We start from the raw sequence: 23,850 nt of genomic DNA on the forward strand, positions 1-23,850 counted from the left end.
CGGGGATTAGAACGTGCTCATGCCGCCATCGGCCGAGATAATCGCACCGTTGATGAAATGCGAATCCTCGCCCGCCAGCAACAGCAGCAGTCCGTCCAGATCTTCCGGCTTGCCCGGGCGCTTGTTCGGCAGCATCTCGATCAGCTTCTTGCCCTGCTCGGTGGCGAAATAATCTTCATTGATCTCGGTGGAAATGTAGCCGGGGCAGATGGCGTTGGTGTTGATGCCATACTTGCCCCACTCCACCGCCATGGCGCGCGTCATGTGCACCATGCCGGCCTTGCTCATGCAATACACGCCGATCTGCGGCAGCACCTGCAAGCCCGCCATCGAGGCGATGTTGATGATGCGGTGCTGTTTCTTCGGATCGCCCTTGGCGCGCGCGATCATGCGCTTGGCCGTCTGCTGGGCCACGAAGAACGAGCCGCGCAGGTTGGTGTCCATCACGAACGAGTAATCTTCGGGCGTGACGTCGACCAGGCGTTGCGTGGTGGAGACACCGGAATTGTTGACGAGGATATCGATGGGGCCCGCTTCCGTTTCCGCATGCGCGATGGCCGACTTGATGCTGGCGAAGTCGGTCACGTCGAGCGACACCACGTGCGCGGCGCCGCCATCGGCTTCGATTTCGGCGCGCAATTCCTTCAGGCGTTCGGTGCGGCGCGACGCCAGCACGACCTGCGCGCCCGCCTGGGCCAGCACTTTCGCAAAGCGCGCGCCGAGGCCGCTCGATGCGCCGGTAATCAGGGCAATCTTGCCCTCGAAATTGACTTCTATGCCCACGAGCTACTCCTGTTTTGTTTTAGATAACACTTTACACCGTGCCACTGGCACAGGGGCAAAATACCCTGCGTCACACTTGAGCAAAGGTAAACGCCATCATTACACAAAATGGCCGGATTTAGATTGCGGCGAGGGGCAATGTCACGCAAAATGGCGCCAAAGTTGCAATCCTCGCCAAAAACAAGCACACTCGTGCTTAAATTTATCCGAAGATTCCTCACCCACCCATTTAGTGACTAACAATCGAGACCATGACACAGCCTAATAACTTAGTTGAACAGTACGGACCGCGCGAGACCATGGAGTATGACGTGGTGATCGTCGGCGGTGGCCCCGCAGGCTTGGCGGCGGCCATCCGCCTGAAGCAGCTGGCCGCTGAAAAGAGCCAGGAAGTGTCCGTCTGCGTGCTGGAAAAAGGCGGCGAACTGGGCGCGCATATCCTGTCCGGCGCCATCATGGACCCGAAAGCGTTGAGCGAACTGATACCGAACTGGAAAGAACTGGGCGCGCCCCTGAACACGGCAGTGACGGAAGACCGCATCCTGTTCCTGACGGAAACCAAAGCGTATAAAACGCCGAACTTCGCCGTGCCGGCCTGCTTTGAAAACCACGGCAACTACATCGTCTCGCTCGGCAATGTGGTGCGCTGGATGGGCCAGCAGGCGGAAAATCTGGGTGTGGAAATCTTCCCCGGCTTCCCTGCCGCGGAAATCCTCTACAACGACGACGGTTCCGTGAAAGGCGTGGCGACCGGCAATATGGGCGTCAAGCGCGATGGCGAACCGGGTCCCGACTTCCAGCTGGGCATGGAATTGCACGCCAAGTACACCCTGTTCGCCGAAGGCGCGCGCGGCCACCTGGGCAAGCAGCTGATGGCCAAATATGACCTGAACGCCGGCAAGGACCCGCAATCGTACGGCATCGGCATCAAGGAACTGTGGGAAATCGACCCGGCGCAGCACAAGCCGGGCCTGGTGATCCACTCCACCGGCTGGCCGCTGGACGCGAAGACCTACGGCGGCTCCTTCCTGTACCACCTGGAAAACAACCAGGTCATGGTCGGTTATGTGGTGGGCCTGAACTACGAAAACCCGTACCTGTCGCCATACGAGGAATTCCAGCGCTATAAAACGCATCCGGAAATCCGCAAGTTCTTCGAAGGCGGCAAGCGCATCTCGTACGGCGCGCGCGCGATCACGGCCGGCGGCCTGCAATCGTTGCCGAAACTGGTGTTTGCCGGCGGCGCGCTGATCGGCTGCGATGCGGGCTTTTTGAACATGAGCCGCATCAAGGGCAGCCACGCCGCCATCAAGAGCGGCATGCTGGCGGCGGACGCGGCCTTCGGCGCGCTGGGCGAACAGCGCCAGCACGACGAACTGTCCAGCTACCCTGTCGCGTTTGAACAATCCTGGCTGCATGAAGAGCTGCACGTGGCGCGCAACGTCAAGCCTTGGCTGTCGAAAGGCCTGTACCTGGGCAGCGTGATGACGGCCGTCGACCAGCTCCTCTTCCGCGGCAAGGCGCCGTGGACCCTGCACCACACGCATGGCGACCACGAATGCCTGAAACCGGCGGCCCAGTCGAAAAAGATCGTGTATCCGAAACCCGATGGCAAGCTGACCTTCGACAAGATGTCGTCCGTCTTCATCTCGAACACCAACCACGCGGAAGACCAGCCGATCCACCTGACGTTGAAGAACGCCAGCGTGCCCGTCGACGTCAACCTGGCCATGTATGCGGGGCCGGAAGCGCGCTACTGTCCCGCCGGCGTGTACGAGTTCGTGAAGAATGACGACGGCGCCGAGCGCCTGCAGATCAATGCGCAAAACTGCGTGCACTGCAAGACCTGCGACATCAAGGACCCGACGCAGAACATCGTGTGGGTGACGCCGGAAGGCGGCGGCGGACCGAATTATCCGAATATGTAAACTGCTGATTCTTGGCAAGCTGAGATATAGAATGGCATGGACGTCGCAAGACGGACATGCCATTTTTTTCAAACTGAACTTTCTGAAAAAGATGTTTCTATAAAGCACTGCCAACCGTTACAATCGAAGGTGGCATACACTCTCCCCTCCTCTCATGCACGCTACCGATCCCGCAACATCGCCGCCGAGCGACGTTCAACAGCCGAGTCAACAGGAAATCGATCACATCGTTCGCCTGTATGAAAGCGGTGAGCAGGTCAAAATGGAGGAGGCGACACGCGCCATGGTGGACGCCTGCCCCATGTCGGCGCTGGCCTGGAGCGTGCTGGGCATGGCCTTGCGGCTGCAGGGCAAGGACGCCTTGCCAGCCCTGCAGAAGACGGTGGAACTGGCACCCGACGACGCCGAAGCCCATCTGCACCTGGGCAATGCCCATATGGATGGCGGCCATCCCGACCTGGCCATGCCGTATTTCATGCGCGCCCTGGAACTGGCGCCAGCCTTTGCCGAAGCGCTGAGCCGCCTCGGTGATGCATTGCAAGCGCAAGGGCACCTGAAGGAAGCCGCGGAATGCTATGGCGGCGCGCTGGACATCGATCCCGCGCTGGCCATGGCGCATCGTGGCAAGGGCGATGTCTTGGTGGCGCAGCAACAATTTCAGTCGGCGCAATCGAGCTATCGCCAGGCGCTGACACTGGAACCGGGCGCAGCCGACATTCATCGCAAGCTGGGCGACGTGCACGTCGCCCTGAACCGGCCGGATGCGGCAATGCAAAGCTATGCGGCAGCGCTGGAAATGGATCCTGAAAACGCCATGGCGCATGGCGGCATGGGCAATGTGCTGTTCCGGCTCGATCGCAATGCGCAGGCGGCGGCCAGCTATCGCAGCGCCACGGCGCTGCCGACGGCAAACGCGGCTCACTACCATGGCCTGGGGCGCAGCTTGCATGCGCTCGGCGCAACGGCCGAGGCCGAAAGCGCGTACCGGCAATCGATCGCACTCGACGCCTCGCTCGCCGCACCCATGCTGCATTACGCCGACCTGTTGCGTGAAACCCGGCGCAAGGAGCCGGCCATCGCCATCTACCAGGCGGTGCTACTGTTGGAACCCAATAATATCGACGCCCTCAACAACCTCGGCATGGCCCTGCAGGAAGACGGCCAACTGGAGGCGGCGCTGGCGTCCTTCCGGCAAGTGGCCCTGCTGGCACCGGACAATCCTGTCACCCACAGCAATATCGCCGCCGCCCTGAACGACATGGGACAGCGCGAAGCCGCGCTGGAAAGCTGCCGGCGCGCCGTGAAGCTGGGGCCAAAATCGACCGCCGCGCATGTCAACCTGGGCACTTGCCTGATGGAGATGGGCCGCCTGAGCGAAGCCGTCAACAGTTTTGAAACCGTGGTCAAACTCGATCCGCATCACCGCCGGGCGTATGTCAATATCAGTGCTGCATTGAACCGCCTGGGCCGTATCGACCAAGCCATCGTGCATTGCCGCAAGGCACTGAAGATCAACCCGGACTGGGATGAATTGCACAGCAACCTGCTGTTCTACCTGACGCATAGCCAGGACATCGACGCGGCCACCCTGTTTGCCGAACACCTGAAGTATGCCGAGCATTTCGAGGCGCCGTTGCGCGCCTCCTGGCCGCAGCATACCAATGTACGTGATCCCGAGCGCACGCTGCGTATCGGTTTTGTTTCAGCCGACCTGTACAACCACGCGGTGGCAAATTTCATCACGCCCATCCTCGAATGCTTGAGTCAATCCCGGCAAGTGGAAATCGTGGCCTACGCCAACAGCTTTCACGATGACCATGTCAGCCGGCACCTGCACGGCCTGTTCGCGGTCTGGCGCCAGGTTGAAAAACTGAGCCATGCGGAACTGGCGCAACTGATCACCAGCGACACCATCGACATCCTGATCGACCTGTCGGGCCATACCGGCTTCAACCGCCTGCCCACTTTTGCGCGCAAGCCGGCACCGCTACAGGTGACCTGGATCGGCTATCCGGGCACCACGGGGTTGCAGGCGATGGATTATTTTCTGACGGATCGCTATTTTTCACCGCCCGGCGAACTTGACGACCAGTTCACCGAGAAACTGGTGCGCTTGCCTGCTACCGCGCCTTTCCTGCCATCTCCCGAAGCACCTGCGATCAGCCCGGCACCGGCGATCGAAAATGGCTACATCACTTTTGGCAGTTTCAATCGGGCTGGCAAACTGAGCCGGGGAACCATCGCCCGTTGGTCCAAATTGATGCGCATGGTGCCTGATGCGAGAATGGTGCTAGCGGCAATGCCGAACAAGCAAACCAGTGACATGATACGTTCCTGGTTCACTCGGGAAGGAATCGACGCCAACAGACTCACCTTCCACGGTTACACCAATATGCCAGATTATCTTGCGCTGCATGCGCAAGTCGATCTGTGTCTCGATACCTATCCCTATACCAGTGGCACGACAGGTCTTCACGCCATGTGGATGGGCGTACCGACACTGACATTGGTAGGTCCAACCTTGCCCGGTCATGTGACATCGGCCATACTGTCCCAAGCGGGGCTCAATGACTTTATTACTTACCAGGAAGAAGATTTTTTGAAAACAGGACAGGCATTTGCCAATGACTTCAGTCTTTTTGCAGATCTGCGCCCTGGAATGCGGGACCGCATGCAAAACTCGGGCAATGGGCAAATTACGCTTATTGCAGAAGGGCTGGAAAGCGTCTTGCGCAAGATGTGGCAGCGCTGGTGCGCAAAATTGCCCGCCATCTCATTTTCCAGCGATGAGAAAATGACACTCGCAAAACCCGATGAGGACTGAGGGCATGGGAATGCAAACCGCCCGAATCGCTGCCATTGCCTATCATTTGCCTACGGCGACGCTGGATAATGACGCCCTTGCACAAATTTTCCCTGAATGGCCTGCGCAAAAAATTACCGACAAGACCGGTATCGTTCGGCGCCATATTGCGGCAGCGGATGAAACGGCCGGGGATCTTGCATTTCATGCAGCAATCTCGCTGTTTACCTCGAACGATATCGAGCGCCATGCAATCGACTTCCTGATCCTGTGCACGCAGACGCCTGATTATTTGCTGCCGACCACTGCCTGCCTGTTGCAGAATCGGCTGGGCTTGCCAACCTCGTGTGGCGCACTCGATATCAATCTCGGTTGTTCCGGATACATCTATGGCTTGGCGCTGGCAAAGGGCTTGATAGAAGCAGGCATACGCAAGAATGTATTGCTGTTAACTGCTGACACCTATTCAAAACTGATCAATCCCCATGACCGCAGCGTGCGCACACTGTTTGGCGATGGCGCTTCAGCCACGTTAATTGCCGCCAAGGATGGCCCAAGCGCGCTCGGCCCCTTCGTGCTTGGCACCGACGGTGCTGGTGCCTCCAATCTGATCGTGCCTGCAGGCGGCATGCGCCTGTCGCACAGCCCCGCAAGCGCCGTGGAAACGGAAGATTCGTCGGGCAATATTCGCAGCCAGGACGAGCTCTTCATGGATGGCGCCGAAATCATGCAGTTCACCCTCTCTTCGGTACCGCGCGTGATGCGCGAACTGCTCGATGCCGCTGGCAAGACGCTCGATGACATCGACCATGTGATCTTTCATCAGGCAAATCTCTTCATGCTGCAAGCATTGCGCAAAAAGATTAAAATTCCGGCGGAAAAATTCATCATTGAACTCGATACCGTCGGCAATACCGTGTCATCGACCATTCCCATCGCCATTGCCAGAGCGCGTGCAAGCGGGCGCATCCAACCCGGCGATACCGCCTTGCTACTAGGCTTTGGTGTGGGCTATTCTTGGGCTGGCACGCTGGCAATATTGCCGTGAGCCCTATACTAACTTTTTCATAGAGGAACAATCATGCAAGAATTTTTCGATGGTCTGGCCGACATCCTGGAAATCGACGCCGTCGATGTGACGCCTGCGCTCAAGCTGGGCGACCATGGCTGGGACTCTCTAGCCACCATCTCCGTCATTGCACTGATTGATGACCTGTTCGGCCAGATGGTATCTGGCCAGGCATTGAACCAATGTGACACTGTCGCGGATATCCTGGCATTGATCAAACCTCAAAACAAGGACTGATGATGGCCGCATTCGCAATTGTGCATGCCTGCTGCCGCATCAGTGCATATTTTTTATAACGGCGCTTCATGATCTTCAATCCTGACATGCTCGCTGGTCAGCGCATTCTCGTGACTGGCGCTTCATCCGGTATCGGCCGCACTACTGCCATCATGCTCGCCAGATGTGGGGCGCAGGTCATCATTACCGGCAGGGATCAGCAGCGCCTGGCGCTGACTCTGTCTGAACTGCAGGGCGATCATCATTTGGCGCGTGAATTCAACTTCGATGGCGGCGACGGCATAGTTGAGTTTTTGAAGGACATTACTGCCCGCGAACAGCCGCTGTCGGGCATGTTTCATGCCGCTGGCGTGGAGCTGGTGCGTAGCATCAAGCTCACCAAAGCACAACACGTCGAACAAGTTTTTTCGTCGAGCATCCATAGTGCGCTGGCACTGGCCCGCGGCGCGGCACTGCGCGGCGTGATGCAGGATAAAGCGGCATTGCTGTTCATGTCTTCGGTGTCGGCACAAAGCGGACAGGCAGGCATGGCCGTATATGCGGCGGCAAAAGCGGCCATCGATGGAATGGTGCGCTCTCTGGCGGTGGAACTGGCGCCGCGCGGCATGCGCGTCAATAGCATTGCGGCCGGCGCCGTACACACGGAAATGCATGCACGCATGGTAAATGGCCTGGCAGAAAATGCGCTGCAAGCCTATGCGGATCGCCATCCGCTGGGCTTCGGCGATGTGCAAGACATTGCTCAAGTAGCAGCTTTCCTGTTTTCCAATGCAGGCCGCTGGGTCACGGGCGCCACCTGGGCAGTCGATGGCGGCTATCTGGCGCGCTAACGACATCATGCAAAATATTATTATCGTCGGCGCAGGAGCTTTCGGACGCGAAGTGTGCTGCTGGCTGGAAGACATGCTCGATTCCACCACCATGCGCATTGCGGGCTTTCTCGATGACACGCGCGCCAAGGCGCCGTATTTGAACGAAAACTACCGCTATCCCCTGCTTGGCTCCATCAGCGACTATGAAGTCGGCAATCATGACGCCTTCATCATTGCCATCGGCGATCCTGCGGCAAAACTGCGACTGGCGTCCACTTTACGCGAAAAAGGTGGCGCATTTTTTACTTTGGTACACCCCACCGCCTTGCTAGCGCGTACGGCCAACATCGGTGCCGGCGTCATTGTCTGCCCGTTTGCACTCGTCTCGGCCGATACCCGAATTGGGGACTTTGTCACGATTAATACCTATTCCAGCATTGGTCACGATGCGGTGATTGCCCAAGGCACGACGATAAGTTGCCATGTTGATATCACTGGTGGCGTGATTATCGGAGAGGGCGTTTTCCTTGGCTCCAATGCGTCGGTATTGCCTAATGTCCGTATTGGCGATGGCGCCAAGGTGGGTGCCGGCGCTATCGTCATGCGCAAGGTTGACGCGGGTAGCACTGTTTATACGATGCCTGCAAAAAAACTCTGAACAGCGCCTCATTTAACACAAAGTGCATCAATGCATGAATATTGCAAGGGCAAACAGCTACAATTACCCCAAAGAAACGATTACGCCATGACGTCCATGTACCGCCAGACACGACTTATCCATGAACAATAATACCGACAAAAAACCTATTTATGTTACCCAGCCGTCGTTGCCGCCACTGGAAGATTTCCTGCCATATCTGGAACAAATCTGGAGTAACAAGATACTGACGAACGGTGGTCCATTCCACCAGCAACTGGAACTGGCGTTGGCAGATTACCTCGGTGTAAAGCATATTTCTCTGTTTGCCAACGGTACCCTTGCACTGATGACAGCTTTGCAGTCATTGCGCATCACCGGAGAAATCATCACCACGCCGTACTCTTTTGTCGCTACCGCGCATTCGATGCTATGGAATGGCATAAAGCCGGTGTTTGTCGATATTCAACCTGGCGGATTTAATATCGACCCGGCAAAAATCGAGGCGGCCATCACGCCGCAGACGACCGCCATCATGCCGGTTCACTGTTACGGGCATCCATGCGATGTGGAGCGCATCGAGAAGATCGCCAGCGACTACGGTCTCAAAGTCATCTATGACGCCGCGCATGCGTTCGGTGTCCAGTGCAGTGGCGGAAGCGTGCTTAACCAGGGAGACCTCTCCATCCTGAGTTTCCATGCAACCAAAGTGTTCAACACGTTCGAAGGCGGAGCCATTGTTTCCCCCGATGCCAAGACCAAGCGGCATATCGACCATCTGAAAAACTTTGGAATTGTCGACGAGGTGACGGTCGTCGCCCCGGGAATCAATGGAAAAATGAACGAAATCAGTGCGGCATTCGGACTGCTGCAATTGAAAAATATCGATATCGCCTTGCAGAAACGCGCAACAATCGATGCGCATTATCGCGCCGGCTTGCGTGCCGTTGCCGGCATCGTTTGTCCCTCCGCACCAGCAGGAGCAGTGACCAATCATTCCTATTTCCCGATCCTGGTTCAACCGAGCTATCGCATCAGCCGCGACGCACTGTTCCAGAAACTGCGTGACGCTGACATCTATGCTCGGCGCTATTTCTATCCACTCATCAGTGAGTTCCCCATGTATCGTGGAATGCCGTCAGCTGCCAGCAGCAACCTGCCGGAGGCGTCCCGTATGGCCTCCCAGGTTATTTGCCTGCCAATCTACCCCGACTTGTCAGATATCCAGATCGAGAATATTCTGAACATCATCAAAGACGTCTAGCCTCAGTGCGGACAGTTCATCCTCGATCATCACCTCTTCTTCTTTGGCAAAAATTACCATGACCCAAGTAGCCAGTACAGGCAAACCCATTCTTATTTTCCCGGCCGGAATGCCCCGTTCCATCGAATACCTGGAACAGTGCCTGCGCAATGGCCAGCCGGTCCTCGGTTCGTCGTCAGTTGCCTACGATGTGGCAAAAGTCAGGTACCCAGCCTGGGCAGCCTTGCCGTACATTACCGATCCCGCCTTCAACGATGCCTTGGTCGCATTGATTGCGGAACATGACATTGCAGGCATCTACACGCCGAACCTGGTCGCCTGGTCCTATCTGAACCGTGTGCTAAAAGTGATTGCGCCAAGCACGCCGCTGGTCAACGGCTCGCCGACGCAGGAAGAAGTCAGCGGCTACCACGCCGCAACGCGGCGTAGCCAGGATCTGTTGGAACGCTCCCTGTCACTGGCGTCTGGCGTGCCGCAGAAGCCTTCGGCTGCTGAACTTGAACTCAGTACACTGTTCCGTCACGCCAGTATTATCCCCGGGATGTGCGACGACGAAAAAATCGGAGCGTTGTGCGAAATCGCCCGTCACAGTGTGCAGGGCGACATTGTCGAAATTGGCAGCGCTTATGGCAAGTCGGCTTTCGTTTTGTCCCGCCTTGCCCGCCTGTATGACATAGGCAACACCCTCTGCGTCGATCCATGGAAAAACGAGTACCTCGTGCAGCATGATAAAGCCGGACTTGTCGACACTTATGTCAAGGAAATCGACAGTGATGAAATATTGCGCGTCTTTGAAATGAGCTTGCTGCCTTACAGCAACGGCAGCCTCAACTATTTGCGACTGCCGTCCACGCAAGCCGTGCATCACTACAGCACGCAACACGAGGTGACCACTGCCTCCTTTGGCACCACTGTCTATTGTGGAAAGATAGCCATATTGCATGTCGACGGCAATCACAGCTACGACGCGGTACGCGATGATGTCGCGGCATGGAGCGGCCATGTAGCCAAGGGCGGCTGGATCATCATCGACGATTACGTCTGGCCGTATGGCGATGGTCCGCAGCGGGTGGGTGATGAATTCTTGGCGGCGAATCAATCGCGTATCAGTTCCGCGTTCGTGATGGGCACGGCCCTGTTTTTGCAGCTGCGTTAATACTTTTGTCGTGGCGTCGAACTAACGCCACGCTGTCAAGTGCAGGCACCTCGCAGGCGGATACCACATTCTAACCAGCAGGCTGTTCCACCTAGCACGTCAGCAGTTACAATTACTGCTGGCAAACTATTTACCTATCGTATTCCATGCCCACTCAGCCAAAATCAGCATCGTCAGCCGCCCCCGATTCATTGCAGAAAGATAGCGTACGAGCGTTGCCTGCCTCCACCAAGGTGGAAGTGGCTATCGCGCCAAGCGCCATCATGCCAACCGATGCAACAGCCTGCTGCGAACTTGGCCAGCGCTTGCAGGATGCCGGGCAATATGAGGAAGCCGAGGCCGCCTACCGGCGCGCCATCGAACTGACGCCATCCTCAGTGGCTGCATGGTCACAATTAGCCATAATAATGCACCTTTGCAAGCGCGACGAAGAATCCATCGCCGCTTATCAGGCAGTATTGCGCATCGAACCAAAAAACTCCTCGGCGTATAATGAGATGGGGATGTTATTGCAAGCGGCAGGCAGGTGCGATGAGGCGCTTGCGGCCTACCGCGAGCTGCTGCAACTCATACCTGACGACCACGTCGTTTACAACAATATTGCTACGGTATTACAGGAGCAAGGGCACTTTGAAGCCGCCCTAGAGCAGTATCGAACGGCGCTGAAAATAATGCCTAACTTTGCTTTAACCCATTGCAATCTAGGTACTTGCTTGTTAAAAATGGGGCGACTTGATGAGTCTTTGCAATGGTTTGCCAACGGCATCGAACATGATCCCTTGTTATACCTAGCGCATCACAACCTCGTCGCAATCCTGAGCGAGTTGGGACGTACCGATGAGGCGATTGCCGTATGCCGTCATGCAATTAAGATTAATCCGGAATGGAGCGATATGCACAGCAGTCTGCTGTTCATCTTGTCTCATGGCGCGGGTATTAACGCTACCGAGTTATTCAAGGAACATCAACGTTTCGGGAAGCAATTTGAGACGCCTTGGCTTACCAAGCAACTAGCGCATGGCAACGAACGCGACGCTGAGCGTGTGCTGCGCGTTGGCTTTGTGTCGGCCGACTTGTATAACCATGCGATGGCCAACTTTATCACACCAGTGCTGGAAAACTTGACCGATGCGACGGGACTAGAACTATACATCTATTGCAATAATCGGGTTGACGATCATATCACAACCCATCTGCGAAAATTAATTCCGAAATGGCAAGAAATACAATACTTATCCAATGACCAGCTTGCGCAGCGCATCACCGCCGACGGCATCGATATACTGATTGACCTCTCCGGCCACTCCGGGCACAACCGCCTGCCCGTCTTCGCGCGCAAGCCCGCACCGCTGCAACTATCTTGGATAGGATATGCCATGACAACCGGCTTGCAAGCCATTGATTACTATGTGAGCGACCCATTTTTATCGCCACCGGGCTTGCTGGACGATCAATTCACCGAGAAATTGTTGAGCCTTCCCGCTGGGGTCGCCTACCTGCCCGCGCAAGACGTGTCGCCGATTGCCCCGGCGCCAGTCAGCGCGAATGGTTACCTCACCTTTGGTAGTTTCAACCGCGCCAATAAATTGAGCCGCGGGTTGCTGGCACGCTGGGCTGCCTTGTTGCGTGCTGTCCCAGATGCAAGAATGGTCATCGCAGCCATGCCGGATGAAAAGGCAATCGCGATGATACGTGACTGTTTTGCCAGCGAAGGCATCGTGCAAGAACGGCTGAGCTTTCACAAGCGCACCGGAGCACGCGAGTACATGGACTTGCACAGATTGGTGGACGTCTGCTTGGATACGGCGCCATATCCGGGTGGTACGACAACATACAACGCCCTATGGATGGGGGTACCGACCCTGACAATGACAGGCCCGACTCTGCTCGGCAGGATAGGCGCGGCGATTGCCGGACATATGGGCCTGCCTGAATACATCGCCCAAGACGAAGCCGACTTTATACGCAAAGGCGTTGCGATTGCTGCGAATGTCAGTCAAGTAATCAGTTTACGCGGCAAACTGCGCGCACGCTTTGCCGAGTCGGCGATGGGACAGCCCGCGCTGATCGCCGCCGGACTCGACAGCGCGCTGCGCGCCATCTGGCGACGCTGGTGCGCGGGGCTGGCGCCGGTCGCGTTCACCGCGGATGCGACGCAAAGCTCGCTGAGCCTACGTGCGTCTAGCAACAAGGCATTGCACGCAGTAAACGTCGATGTTGCTATCGTCCTGGCTATCGAACATCATCAGGCCGGCCACCTGGTCGAAGCTGAAACGCTGTATCTGGCCATCCTGCACGGCCAGCCGCAGCATGCCGTCGCCAATCACAATATGGGCTTGCTTGCCGCGCAAATTGGCTATTATGACCGCGCATTACCCTATTTACGCGCGGCAACGCAGTCCTCCCCAGGGGAAGTCCAGTTTATTCTTTCTTACACGCAATGCCTATTGCAGGCGGGGCAGGCGCATGACGCCATAGAGGTTATTTCAAACGCCATAGACCAAGGAATGCCTACCGGTCCATTGCAAGCCCAGTTGTTGCAGGCCCGCTCCGAAGCGGCTGGAGATATTCCTGCCCCCACCGAGGCGGAAGCGAACCAAATTATCGGACTGTACGAAGCAGGCTACCACAATGAAATGGAAAATGCCGCGCAAAGGATGGTCGTGCGCTATCCCAGATCCGTCTTTGCCTGGAGCGTATTGGGTACCGCGTTGCAAGCACAGGGCAAGGATTCGATACCGGCCTTGCAATACGCCGTGCAAGTGGCGCCCGATGATGCCCAGGCGCATGAAAATCTGGGCAACGCCTGGCAAGGCAAGCAAGAACATGCCCGCGCCATCGCTTGCTATTTGCGCGCGATTGACCTTGACCCTACCTTTGCGCAGGCTTACAGCAACATGGGCAGCGCCCAACACGCCATGGGTGATGCCGTCGGAGCCGCTGACAGCCTTCGGCGTGCGGCGTTGATCGATCCGATGAACGCACTCGCGCATGCCAATCTCGGCAACGTACTGGCCGAACTGGGCAACTTGCAGGAAGCCGCCGCCAGCTACGATGCCGCACTGGCCATCATTCCCGACGATGTGCAATTGCATCGCGACCTGGCACAGGTGTTGCGGGCGCTAGGAAGAATCGACGAAGCGGCGGCCAGCAACCGGCAGGCCGACCTGCTCACCGAAACGCAGGCAAGCACCTCCGTCTGAGTAGTTTGACCCCGCGCATGCTGCCCTGCAGCGCGGGGCAACAAGCGGCCTTGAAGGCGGCATTCGATAGCGCTGATTCAAGCAGCTAAAGAAAACTTAAAAAATTTCTCAAAAGAATTTAATTTTATTGAAGGAACGGTCGTCTTGTACTTGGGAGAGCGCAAAAATGCTGCTCCGAAACGCAACCAACTAACTGGAGTATCTTTCATGCTGAGCCTTCACACCAACTCCGCGGCCTTGTCCGCACAGAATTCGATCTCGAAAACCCAGCAATCGCTGTCGACCTCGATGACGCGCCTCTCCACCGGCTTCCGCATCAATTCGGCAATGGACGACGCTGCCGGCCTGCAAATCGCAACCCGCCTGAAAGCACAAACCAGCGGTATGGCCATGGCCATGCGCAACACGCAAAACGCCACCTCGATGATCCAGACCGCCGACGGCGCGCTGGGTGAAACCGTCAACATCCTGGTCCGCATGAAGGATCTGGCCACGCAAGCGGCCGATGGTTCGTCGACTGTTGACGATCAAAAAGCCATGCAAGCTGAATTCGATACGCTGACCAACGAACTGAGCAACGTTCTGGGTAATACCTCGTTCGCTGGCGCCAAGCTGATGTCGAAGCAGGCTACCGCAAGTGACGCCGCGGCTGCCTTGCTGGCAAAAAATCTCGACACAAGCGCTGTTGGCACGACCAATACCGGCACGTCGGGCACTGCATATGCCGCCACATCTGCACTGGCAGCCGCGCAAGTCTCTTACACCGCAGATCCAAGCAACGCAGGCCTCGCCACAGCTCTGACGAACGCGGCAAAAACCAGTGCTGACGCAAACAAAGCCAACGCTATCGCCGTCGCCAAATTGGCCGCCTCGACCGCGTTCGAAAATTTGGCAAACACAAGCTTCAACAGCGGTCCTGCCGGCTCGGGCGACGGCAAATTCGGCGCCAACCTGGACTTCCAGATCGGCGCCTCGACCAGCGAATCGATGAGCTTTGACCTGTCGTCGCAACTGGGCGCGATGCACACAGCTATCTCCGGTGCGACAAGCGAATACAACACCTTTGGCGCGGCCGCAGCTGGCCCAGGCGTGGAACTGACGACCAAAGGCTCTGCCTCGGCTTCCATCGACAAACTGCAAGCGGCCATCGACGCTGTCGGCACCACCCGTTCGGCACTGGGCGCCGCTGGTAACCGTCTGGACCACGTTGCCACCAACCTGGCCAACGTCAGCACCAACACCGCCGGCGCAACGGGCCGCATCATGGACACCGACTTCGCGACCGAAAGCTCGAACATGACCGCTTCGCAAATGCTGCTGCAAGCTGGTACCGCCATGCTGAAACAAAGCAACAGCATGTCCTCGATGGTCATGTCCCTGCTGCAATAATAGTAAGCGCGTCCTGACCTGGCTCAGGTCAGGCCGACCAGAGCCAACTGCGCAAGCAGTTGGCTTTTTTTTATTCATCCCATGCGGGAGGAGCAGCAATGGCGATAGAGCGTGTGTCCGCAGGCAATCCCCTGCCCCTGATTACCCAGCGCTTCGACGTCAGCCCTGCTACGCCGATGACACCGGGCGTGGTGCAGCCGCTGGTGCCCATCGGCCCCTACATGGCGCCCGCGCCCGACGCCGGCACCCTGCCCGCGCAGTTGGCGCAAAAAGGCCAGGACAGCCTGGCATCCCTGATCAAACCGAATGCCGATGGAACGGGCGGCGCCATGCCGCGCGACAGCAGTGCCATGCAGGTCAATCAACTGTTCTTCACGCGCCAGCTGGTCTGGCAACCGCCCGACGCGGCGCAGCTGGCCGCCTCGTGGCGCGTGATGGTCAAGACGTATGGCGAGCAATATGCCGCCCTGCAGGAACAGGCGCGCGGCCAGCATGTGCCGGGCAATCTGTTTATGGCCGAGCAGCAACCGGCCCTGCTGCGCGAAGGTGCCCGTCCACCGTTGACGGTCGACAGCGAAGCGTGGCGCTTTGCCGTGTATGGCTGGGGCGGCCAGCGCCTGCTGCTGCGCGTGCTGGCCAGCGACGAAGACGAAGAGGCAACGCCCAAGCGGCGCGGCAAGGTGGCGCTGCGCGTCGAACTGCGGATTGCCGGCATCGGCCGGGTGGTGATCCAGATGGAACCGTCCGGCGACGGCGTGCTGCTGGAACTGGCGGCCGACGAGGAAGCCGCGCTGCGCCACTTGCGCCTGGCCCTGCCCGAGATTGCCGCCGCCGTGCGGCGCGCGGGCCTGCGCGTGCTGCGCTGCCGCCTGAACCGCCAGCTGCACGCGCAGCGCGTGCATGGCAATTACCCGATGCAGGCGGGCGCCGCCTCGCTGTCGCTGTCCCTGTTCCGCGCCATGGCCGAAGTGGCGCTGCTGCTGACGCAGCCGGAAGCGGAAGTGGCGGCCGATCCCGAAGCGCCCGCGGCACACGCCGCCGACGCCGAAGAGGAGCCCATCATCGTCTCGAAGGAAGTGGCGGCGCCGCTCGGTTACGACTATGGCGATGAGGAAGAAACGGCGCAAGGCCGCACCGTGCTGCTGGCCGACGGCCAGGAGCACGAGCTGCTGCCACCGATCGACGAGCAGGATTGAAGCAACAGAATTGATACGGCAAGATTGATACAACAGAATTGATACAGCAGGATTGATGCAGCATAAAAAAACGGCGCCCGATGCGCCGTTTCTTGTTTATTCCACCGCTTACCCCACCGTGCCGATGATGCTCACTTCGCGGTTTTCCGGGATTTCGTTATACGACAGTACATGCAGGCCCGGCGCGAACAGGCGCGCATAGCGGGCCAGCAGCGGACGGATCTGCGGCAGCACCAGCAGCAGCGGCGGCGTGGCCTGCTGCTTCATCTGCTCGCGCGCCACCGGCATGTTCACCTGCAGTTGCGACAGCAGGTGCGGGTCGATCGGGTAATTATCCAGGGTCACCTTGCCCGACTGGCGCGCCTGGTTCAGCGAACCGAGCAGCATGTTTTCCAGCTCGCCACCGAGGTTAAACGCCTGCATTTCCATCTTCTGCCCAAACAGGCCGCTGACGATCTGGCGCCGCAGCGCGCAGCGCACTTCGGCCGCCAGCAGGATCGGATCCTTGGTGGTTTCCGAACTGTCGAGCAAGGTGGTGGCGATGGGCACGATATCCTTCAGTGACACGTTTTCTGCCAGCAAGACGCGGAACACGCGCAGCATTTGCGTGTGCGTGAGGGCCTTGTCCAGCGCGCCGGCCAGCTTGGGCGACAGGGCCGTCAGGCGCTCCATCATGTTCGAGACGTCTTCATGGCGGAACAGTTCCGGCAAGTATTCGCGCACCATCTTCGACAAGTGCGTGGCGATCACGCTGGGCGCCTCGATGACCTGGTAACCGAGGCCCAGCGCATGCGCCTTCTCTCCGGGCTCGATCCAGGTGACGGGCATGCCGTAGGCCGGTTCGATGCCGGGAATGCCATCGAGCTGGCCATACACGTTCGGCGACGGGATCGCCATCAGCCGGTCGGCCTGCACTTCCGCCTGCGCCACCACGGTGCCCGACAGCACGATGGCATACTGCGACGGCTTCAGGGCCAGGTCGTCGCGCACGCCGATGTTCGGCAGCAGCAAGCCCATCGCTTCGGACAGGCTCTGGCGCACGCCCTTGACGCGCTTGGTCAAGGGTTCGCCTTGTGTCTTATCCACCATGCCCACCAGTTTATAGCCGAGCATCACCATCAGCGGTTGCACGGCAGGCAGTTGCTGCCACTCCATCTCGGCAGGCTTGTCCTCGCGCAAGGCCGCCTCGATGGCCGCCATGCCGGCCGTATCGGGCCCCTTCACGCGCTTGGTCAGACGCCAGGCCACGAAGGCCAGCACGCCGGCAAAGGTCATGAACATGAACCACGGCATGCCCGGGATCAAGGCCAGTGCCACCATCATGCCGGACGCGCTGAAGATCACCGTTGGCGACGTCAGCACCTGACCCGCCACTTGCTGTTCGAAGTCGCCCGAATCGCTGATACGGGTCACCAGGATGGCGGCCGCGGCCGACAGCAGCAGCGCCGGGATCTGCGCCACCAGGCCATCACCGATGGTCAGCAGTGCGTATTGACGGAAAGCATCGCCGAACGACAGGTCGTGCATCAGCGAGCCGATGGCCACGCCGCCGACCATGTTGATGATCAGGATCAAAATACTGGCGACGGCATCGCCGCGCACGAACTTCGACGCGCCGTCCATGGCGCCATAGAAATCGGCTTCAGCGGCCACGTCCTTGCGGCGGATCTGGGCTTTTTCCTGGTTGATCAGGCCGGCGTTCAGGTCGGCGTCGATGGCCATCTGCTTGCCCGGCAAGGCATCGAGGGTAAAGCGCGCGGACACTTCGGAAATACGCTCGGCACCCTTGGTGACGACGGCGAAGTTGATGATCATCAAGATCACGAAGACCACGATACCGACGACGAAGTTACCTCCGATCACGACGTTACCGAAGGCCTCGATCACCTTACCGGCCGCGTCCGCGCCCGTATGGCCGTGCAGCAACACCACGCGCGTCGACGCCACGTTCAACGTCAGCCTGAGCATGGTGGTGGCCAGGATCACCGTCGGGAAGACGGAGAAATCGAGCGGTCGCTTGGCCGACACGCTGACCAGGATGACGATCAGGGCCAGCACGATATTGAAAGTGAACAAGATATCGAGCAGCACCGGCGGCAGCGGCAGGATGATCATTGCCAGGATCACCAGCAGGAACAGCGGCGTGGCGAACTTGTGGCGGCGCATTTCGGCAACCACTCGGTTCAGGAAATTCATGAAGGGACTACCTCGCTCAAATGAGATGGCACGGCCATCTCGGTGGGTAATACGGGCTGGGCAGCACGCTGCCCAGCCCGGAATGCTTTCAGTTGCAGTATGTAGTTGAGCACCTGCGACACGGCCTGGTACAGCTGCACGGGAATCTGCTGCTGTACCTGGCTGGTGTTGTAGATGGCGCGCGCCAGCGGCGGCAACTCCAGCGTTTCAATATGATGTTCTTTCGCCACTTGCCGGATATACAGCGCCATCTCGTCGACGCCCTTGGCAACGACAAACGGCGCCTCGGCGCGGTCCTGGTCATACTTCAAGGCAACGGCGTAATGCTCGGGGTTGACGATCACCACGTCCGCATCGGGCACGGTCTTGCGCACGCTGCGCCGGCCGATCTGCTGCTGCAACTGGCGGATGCGCTGGCGCACTTCGGGCCGGCCTTCGCTGCTTTTATGCTCTTCCTTGACGTCCTGCTTGCTCATGCGCTGGTCGCGGGCAAAAAAGAACGCCTGCGCCGGCACGTCGATGATGGCAAACAGGATGAAGACGGAAATGAGGGCCATCAAGCCGTCGAGCATCAGCGCCGAGCCATCGAGCATGGCTTGCTGCAGGGGCCGGTGTTGCAAGTCCACGTACTGCGTCAGGCTGGAACGGCAGACATGCACGATCACCATGCCCAGCACGCCGGCCTTGGCGATGGACAGGCCGAATTCAAAGCCATGCTTGGGCGACACCAGGCGGCCCAGATTCTTGGCCGGGCTCAGGCGCTCCATCTTCGGCATCCAGTTCTTCCCGCTGATGACCCAGCCGCCGGGGATCAGGGAGCCGAGCACGACAAACAGGGGCACGCAAAACAGCGGCACGATCATCTTGATCAGCAAGCCCACCGAGGTGGTAAACGCCATCGACATGGCATTGTCGAGCGCGCCCTTGCTGTCGAGCGGCATGAAAGCCATGGCGAACAGTCCGCGGAAGGTATCCAGATAAGAAGGCAGCAGAAACACGAACAGCTTCATGCTGATCAGGATGCCCAGCGCCGTCGACAGGTCGCGCGAGCGCACCACCTGCCCTTCCTGGCGCGACTTCTTCAGCTTTTGCTGTGACGCCTTTTCGGTCTTGTCGCCGGTGCTATTGTCAGCCATGGGCCACCCGCATCTGTTCGGCGATCATATCGAGCACGCGATTCGTCATGGCGATGTAGTGCTCGGGAATAAAGCGCACGATCTGCGCCAGCATCAGCAGGCCGAACACGGTGATCATGGAAAAACCCAGCGAAAACAGATTCAGCGATGGCGCCACGCGGTTCAGGAAGCCGAAGCCCAGCTGCACCACCATGGTGGAAAAAACGATGGGCAAGGCCAGCAGCATGGCGGCGGCGAAGATCCACGCCACGTTGTAGGCCACCGTCTGCAGCAGCAGCGGGGCATAGCCCTGCCCCACGGGCCAGGCCTTGAAACTGGCGCCGATCACGCCCGTCAGCACCAGATGGCCGTCGATGGCAAAAAACACGATCATGCACATGATGGTGAGCAGGCCCGTGATCACGTCCGACGAGGTGCCGTTGAGCGGATCGTTCATGACGGCCATGGAAAAGCCCACCTGGCTCGACACCAGGTAGCCGAGCACCGACATCACCGACATGGCGAAGTGGAAGGCCAGGCCGAGGACGAAACCGATGACGGCCTGCTCCAGGGTGGCGACGATGGCGTACAGCGAAAACGGATCGATTTTCAACAAGTCCTGCGAGATGCCCGAGGCCTGCATCACGGGCAGCATCAGGATCGCCAGCACCAGCGACAGCAGGATGCGCACGGTGACGGGCACGGCGCCGTCGCCGATCACGGGCGAGGCGCTGAGCATGGCCAGGATGCGGCAGAACGGCCACCATACGGCCAGCAGAAACGGCAGCACCTGATTGAAAATCTGATCCATGGGCGCGCGGCGCTATCCGACCAGGGTGGCCGCGCGCTGAAAAATGGACACGCAATAATCCATCAGGTAACCGGCCATCCAGCGTCCGGCCAGGATCAGCGCCAACAGGGTGACCAGCAGGCGCGGCAGGAAACTCATGGTCTGTTCATTGATCGAGGTGGCCGCCTGCACCAGCGCGACCAGCAAGCCCATGAGCAAACCTGGCACGACCAGGATCACCACCAGCAGCATGACGACATGCAACGCTTCGATGATCAGGTCGACGGCGACTTCAGGGGTAAACATCGCTCAATAGCCCTGTATGCTGGTAACGAGGGTGTTGACGGTCAGGGTCCAGCCGTCGACCAGCACGAACAGCAGCAGCTTGAACGGCAGCGAAATGACCAGCGGCGAGAGCATCATCATGCCCATCGCCATCAGCACGGACGCCACCACCAGGTCGATGATGAGGAACGGTATGAACAGCATGCAGCCGATCTGGAACGCCGTCTTGAGTTCGGACAACACAAACGCCGCCAGCTTGACCGTGAAACTGTGGTCTTGCGGGCGCATGCTCGACGGCTCACCGGCCAGGTGCGCGATCTGCGCCAGCGCGGCCTTGCTCGTCTGCGCCAGCATGAAGCGCGAAATCGGCACTTCGGCGATCTTCAGCGCTTCCTGCATGCCGATCTGGTCGCGGTCGTAGGGCACGAACGCGTCCTTCCACACCTGCTCGCCGATGGGGCGCATGACCAGCAGGGTGAGAATCAGGGCGATGCCGGTGACGATACGGTTGGGCAAACCCTGCTGCAGGCCCAAGGCCTGGCGCAGCAGGGACAGCACGATGACGAAACGGGTAAAGCTGGTCATCATCATGACCATCACGGGCAGCAGCCCGAGCAGGGTCATGACGACGAGGATCTGCATCTTCACCGACAGGTCGGTCTTCGCGCCCGGCACCACGCCGGACAACAAATCCTGCGCCCCGGCGGCACTGCAGCACAGCATCAGAATGGGGACAGCCAGCGCGGCAGCCAGCGCGCCGCGGCGCCGGCTCAAACCGGGTACCGCCAGCTTCATGCTGTCATCAGGTCGAGATTAAGACCGTCGAGGTCAATGACTTTCAGGCCATAGTTCTCGCCGGCCACCACCACTTCGGCACGACCGATCGGCGTGCCGTTGACCTTGATCACCAGCGGTTCGCCGGCCAGCATGTCGAGCTCAATCACGCTGTCCGGGCCGATGGCCATCAGTTCTTCCAGCGAAATGCGGGCCGAGCCCACTTCCAGCGTCAGGGTGACGGGGATCTTGCGCATCATCTGCGGAATGTCGCGCCGCGCGCGGGTGCTGGCCACGTCGGAGACGTCGCCCTGGTCGATGATCATGTCATCGCCCAGGTCTTCCAGCAGGGTTTCGCTCTGGTTGGTATCGGTGATATTCATATTATTCGACATCTTCAAATGAGGTTAAACAGAGCTTGCCCTTGTGTTCGGAAACAGCCGCTGTAAATAAACGGGAATCGTCGAGCATGACGTCGGTGCGGCTCAGGCTGACGGGAATCACGTCGCCCACGCGCAGGTCGAACAAGGCGCCCAGTTGCACCTGCTTGCTGACGAGCCGCCCTTCCAGGGTCACTTGCAGGCGCGAAGCGAGCGGGCGCACGCTGCCACGCAAGGCTTTCTTCGCCTGCGCGCGCTCGGGCAGCAAGCCGCGCAGCACGTCGGCCATCAGGCGCTTGTCCAGCGAGAACCAGAAGTGGCCGCTTTGCCCCGCCTCGACGTCGCTGAGCGCCACGCTGACGATCCAGCTGCCGCGCGCCGGATGCACGCCCGACTGCACGGCGACCTCGGCACTGGTGTCGATGTCGCTGCTTTTGCCCACGCTTTGCAGATTCTTGTGGATGCGGGTAAACAAGCTGTTCACCAACTGTTGTCCCAGCACCACAGCGAGGCGCTCCTCGGTGGCCGTCACGCGCACCTGTGCGGGATCGGGCAGCACGCCCTTGGCGCCGGCACTACCGTAACGATAGTTCAACACACTCAATAATATCTGCCGTTCGAGCGTAAAGCCCGTCTGTCCGGCCGGCGTGGAAAAACTCAGCCAGCGATTCACGCTGTCCTCGTTTTCCGCGCGCGACAACGTCACCGCGCCAATCTGGAAATTACCCCAGTAGCGACGGCTCATCGGCTGGCGCAGGGCCACGGCCAGGTCGTCGCGCAGCTGGGCGCCGAAGACATGCAGCAAATGGACAGGACGTCCAAGCAGACAGGAATCGAGGACTTGATGGCGCACAGTTTGATCTGTCTTGGTAATGATTGTCATGTAGTAGTCATGTCGGTATTGCGGTGGCAGAACAAATTATACGGATCGCCCGAAATTAAATACAGCATCATCTTGGCTTTGCCGACAGGTGCGCAAGCAAACGATTGCGCATCGTATCGCATGCTAGATGACTACGGTGCTGAACAATACAGGAAAACGCTGAATATTGCCATGCATCAATATTCCTTGAGCCAATCCTCTCTTTACTTTATAGTTGCCGCGAGGTAAGCTTATAGTGACAAAATAGTGATTTGCAGTGCGCCATTCCGCTTACCTGATTCCGGTTTTTATGGCAGTTTTCATTTCTTCCTATTGCCACCAGCAGAAACTTTTATCAGATAAGTATTGGTTGTCATGGCCATGTAAATCATCTCACAGTGGATTTACCGGGTTTGTTTGAGTCTGCTTTAGCGGATGGTGTGGCAACTGATAAAACTGATGGGCCTTGCGGATCGGGCCGGGCAGGATGGCATTGATATGCACGACTGCCGGATTGGCAACACCAGTAATTCTGATTGATACGTCACCGCATATTGAAAGTAGAGGGCAAGATGAGCAACGAACTCGTAGGTCTGATCAAGGCCGATCTGGCAGCACTGAGCAATGACGCGCACGCCCTGGGCGCCAGCATCGCGCCCGCCGCCCAGTTCGGCACGCCGGAACCATCCGGCTTCTCCTTCGCGCAAAGCATGAAAGACGCCATCGGCAAGGTGAATGGCGATGACCGCATGGCAGCGCAGAAAATGAGCGACGTCGACAGTGGCAAGAGTGACGACATGGTCGGCGCCATGCTGGCCAGCCAGGAAGCGAGCCTGTCCTTCTCCATGTTGATGCAGGTGCGCAACAAGGTCATGGGCGCCGTCGACGAACTCATCAAACTGCCTCTGTAATCTTCACGCCCTGATCCACGCCCAGCCTCCCAGCGAAAGTTACCCCAAGTGATTACCCCC

The 23,850-nt window shown here is 58.7% G+C and carries 20 protein-coding genes; 12 read left to right on the plus strand and 8 right to left on the minus strand.

The window, feature by feature from the left end; genetic code table 11:
- Window positions 1-6: 6 nt before the first annotated feature.
- Window positions 7-783, minus strand: coding sequence for an SDR family oxidoreductase (locus ACP7DW_RS17495; protein WP_034752351.1), 777 nt, complete (start codon window positions 781-783; stop codon window positions 7-9).
- A gap of 251 nt (window positions 784-1,034) precedes the next feature.
- Here ACP7DW_RS17495 and ACP7DW_RS17500 point away from each other — a divergent pair, with 251 nt between their 5' ends.
- From ACP7DW_RS17500 to ACP7DW_RS17550, 11 genes are all read left to right on the plus strand, one after another.
- The gene (locus tag ACP7DW_RS17500; protein ID WP_426055946.1) at window positions 1,035-2,711 is read left to right on the plus strand and encodes an electron transfer flavoprotein-ubiquinone oxidoreductase; all 1,677 of its coding nucleotides are present in this window, start codon (window positions 1,035-1,037) and stop codon (window positions 2,709-2,711) included.
- Between the two features lie 262 nt (window positions 2,712-2,973).
- Entirely contained in the window at window positions 2,974-5,535 is a 2,562-nt protein-coding gene (locus tag ACP7DW_RS17505) for a tetratricopeptide repeat protein (RefSeq protein ID WP_426055947.1), read from the plus strand.
- A 4-nt stretch (window positions 5,536-5,539) separates the two neighbouring features.
- A complete protein-coding gene (locus ACP7DW_RS17510) occupies window positions 5,540-6,562 on the plus strand; it encodes a 3-oxoacyl-ACP synthase III family protein (RefSeq protein ID WP_426055948.1) in 1,023 nt (340 codons plus the stop codon).
- A 33-nt stretch (window positions 6,563-6,595) separates the two neighbouring features.
- Window positions 6,596-6,820: an acyl carrier protein gene (locus tag ACP7DW_RS17515; RefSeq protein WP_426055949.1), complete on the plus strand. Its 225-nt coding sequence runs from the start codon at window positions 6,596-6,598 to the stop codon at window positions 6,818-6,820.
- Window positions 6,821-6,888: 68 nt separating this feature from the next.
- The gene (locus tag ACP7DW_RS17520; RefSeq protein WP_426055950.1) at window positions 6,889-7,650 is read left to right on the plus strand and encodes an SDR family NAD(P)-dependent oxidoreductase; all 762 of its coding nucleotides are present in this window, start codon (window positions 6,889-6,891) and stop codon (window positions 7,648-7,650) included.
- Window positions 7,651-7,657: 7 nt separating this feature from the next.
- Entirely contained in the window at window positions 7,658-8,290 is a 633-nt protein-coding gene (locus ACP7DW_RS17525; protein WP_426055951.1) for an acetyltransferase, read from the plus strand.
- 121 nt (window positions 8,291-8,411) lie between these two features.
- Complete coding sequence (locus tag ACP7DW_RS17530) at window positions 8,412-9,533, plus strand: DegT/DnrJ/EryC1/StrS family aminotransferase (RefSeq protein ID WP_426055952.1); 1,122 nt, start codon at window positions 8,412-8,414, stop codon at window positions 9,531-9,533.
- 58 nt (window positions 9,534-9,591) lie between these two features.
- Entirely contained in the window at window positions 9,592-10,689 is a 1,098-nt protein-coding gene (locus ACP7DW_RS17535; protein WP_426055953.1) for a class I SAM-dependent methyltransferase, read from the plus strand.
- 263 nt (window positions 10,690-10,952) lie between these two features.
- Window positions 10,953-13,892 (plus strand): tetratricopeptide repeat protein, encoded by a 2,940-nt coding sequence (locus ACP7DW_RS17540; RefSeq protein WP_426085222.1) that lies wholly within the window; start codon window positions 10,953-10,955, stop codon window positions 13,890-13,892.
- Between the two features lie 207 nt (window positions 13,893-14,099).
- A complete protein-coding gene (locus ACP7DW_RS17545; protein WP_426055955.1) occupies window positions 14,100-15,281 on the plus strand; it encodes a flagellin in 1,182 nt (393 codons plus the stop codon).
- A 98-nt stretch (window positions 15,282-15,379) separates the two neighbouring features.
- Window positions 15,380-16,477: a hypothetical protein gene (locus ACP7DW_RS17550; RefSeq protein WP_426055956.1), complete on the plus strand. Its 1,098-nt coding sequence runs from the start codon at window positions 15,380-15,382 to the stop codon at window positions 16,475-16,477.
- Between the two features lie 108 nt (window positions 16,478-16,585).
- Here the strand turns inward: ACP7DW_RS17550 and ACP7DW_RS17555 are convergent, their stop codons facing one another.
- Genes ACP7DW_RS17555 through ACP7DW_RS17585 form a run of 7 tightly spaced genes read right to left on the minus strand, consistent with a single transcriptional unit; the run spans window position 16,586 to window position 22,900 of the window.
- Entirely contained in the window at window positions 16,586-18,673 is a 2,088-nt protein-coding gene (locus ACP7DW_RS17555) for a flagellar biosynthesis protein FlhA (RefSeq protein WP_426055957.1), read from the minus strand.
- Entirely contained in the window at window positions 18,670-19,809 is a 1,140-nt protein-coding gene (locus ACP7DW_RS17560) for an EscU/YscU/HrcU family type III secretion system export apparatus switch protein (protein WP_426055958.1), read from the minus strand. Before ACP7DW_RS17560 ends, ACP7DW_RS17555 begins: the two co-directional genes overlap by 4 nt.
- A complete protein-coding gene (locus tag ACP7DW_RS17565) occupies window positions 19,802-20,599 on the minus strand; it encodes a flagellar biosynthetic protein FliR (protein WP_426055960.1) in 798 nt (265 codons plus the stop codon). Before ACP7DW_RS17565 ends, ACP7DW_RS17560 begins: the two co-directional genes overlap by 8 nt.
- Window positions 20,600-20,611: 12 nt before the next feature.
- Window positions 20,612-20,884, minus strand: coding sequence for a flagellar biosynthetic protein FliQ (locus tag ACP7DW_RS17570; protein WP_034757874.1), 273 nt, complete (start codon window positions 20,882-20,884; stop codon window positions 20,612-20,614).
- Between the two features lie 3 nt (window positions 20,885-20,887).
- Window positions 20,888-21,658 (minus strand): flagellar type III secretion system pore protein FliP, encoded by a 771-nt coding sequence (gene fliP, locus ACP7DW_RS17575; RefSeq protein WP_426055961.1) that lies wholly within the window; start codon window positions 21,656-21,658, stop codon window positions 20,888-20,890.
- On the minus strand, window positions 21,655-22,020 hold the full coding sequence (locus ACP7DW_RS17580; RefSeq protein ID WP_426055962.1) for a FliM/FliN family flagellar motor switch protein: 366 nt from the start codon (window positions 22,018-22,020) through the stop codon (window positions 21,655-21,657). Before ACP7DW_RS17580 ends, fliP begins: the two co-directional genes overlap by 4 nt.
- A gap of 1 nt (window position 22,021) precedes the next feature.
- Window positions 22,022-22,900, minus strand: coding sequence for a FliM/FliN family flagellar motor switch protein (locus ACP7DW_RS17585; RefSeq protein ID WP_426055963.1), 879 nt, complete (start codon window positions 22,898-22,900; stop codon window positions 22,022-22,024).
- 551 nt (window positions 22,901-23,451) lie between these two features.
- On the opposite strand from ACP7DW_RS17585, the gene ACP7DW_RS17590 reads away from it, so the two are divergent.
- Window positions 23,452-23,790: a flagellar hook-basal body complex protein FliE gene (locus tag ACP7DW_RS17590; RefSeq protein ID WP_426055964.1), complete on the plus strand. Its 339-nt coding sequence runs from the start codon at window positions 23,452-23,454 to the stop codon at window positions 23,788-23,790.
- Window positions 23,791-23,850 lie beyond the last annotated feature (60 nt).

Source organism: Janthinobacterium sp. PSRC1-1 (assembly GCF_049897525.1).
In the GTDB taxonomy this organism is placed as follows: Bacteria; Pseudomonadota; Gammaproteobacteria; order Burkholderiales; family Burkholderiaceae_D; genus Janthinobacterium; species Janthinobacterium tructae.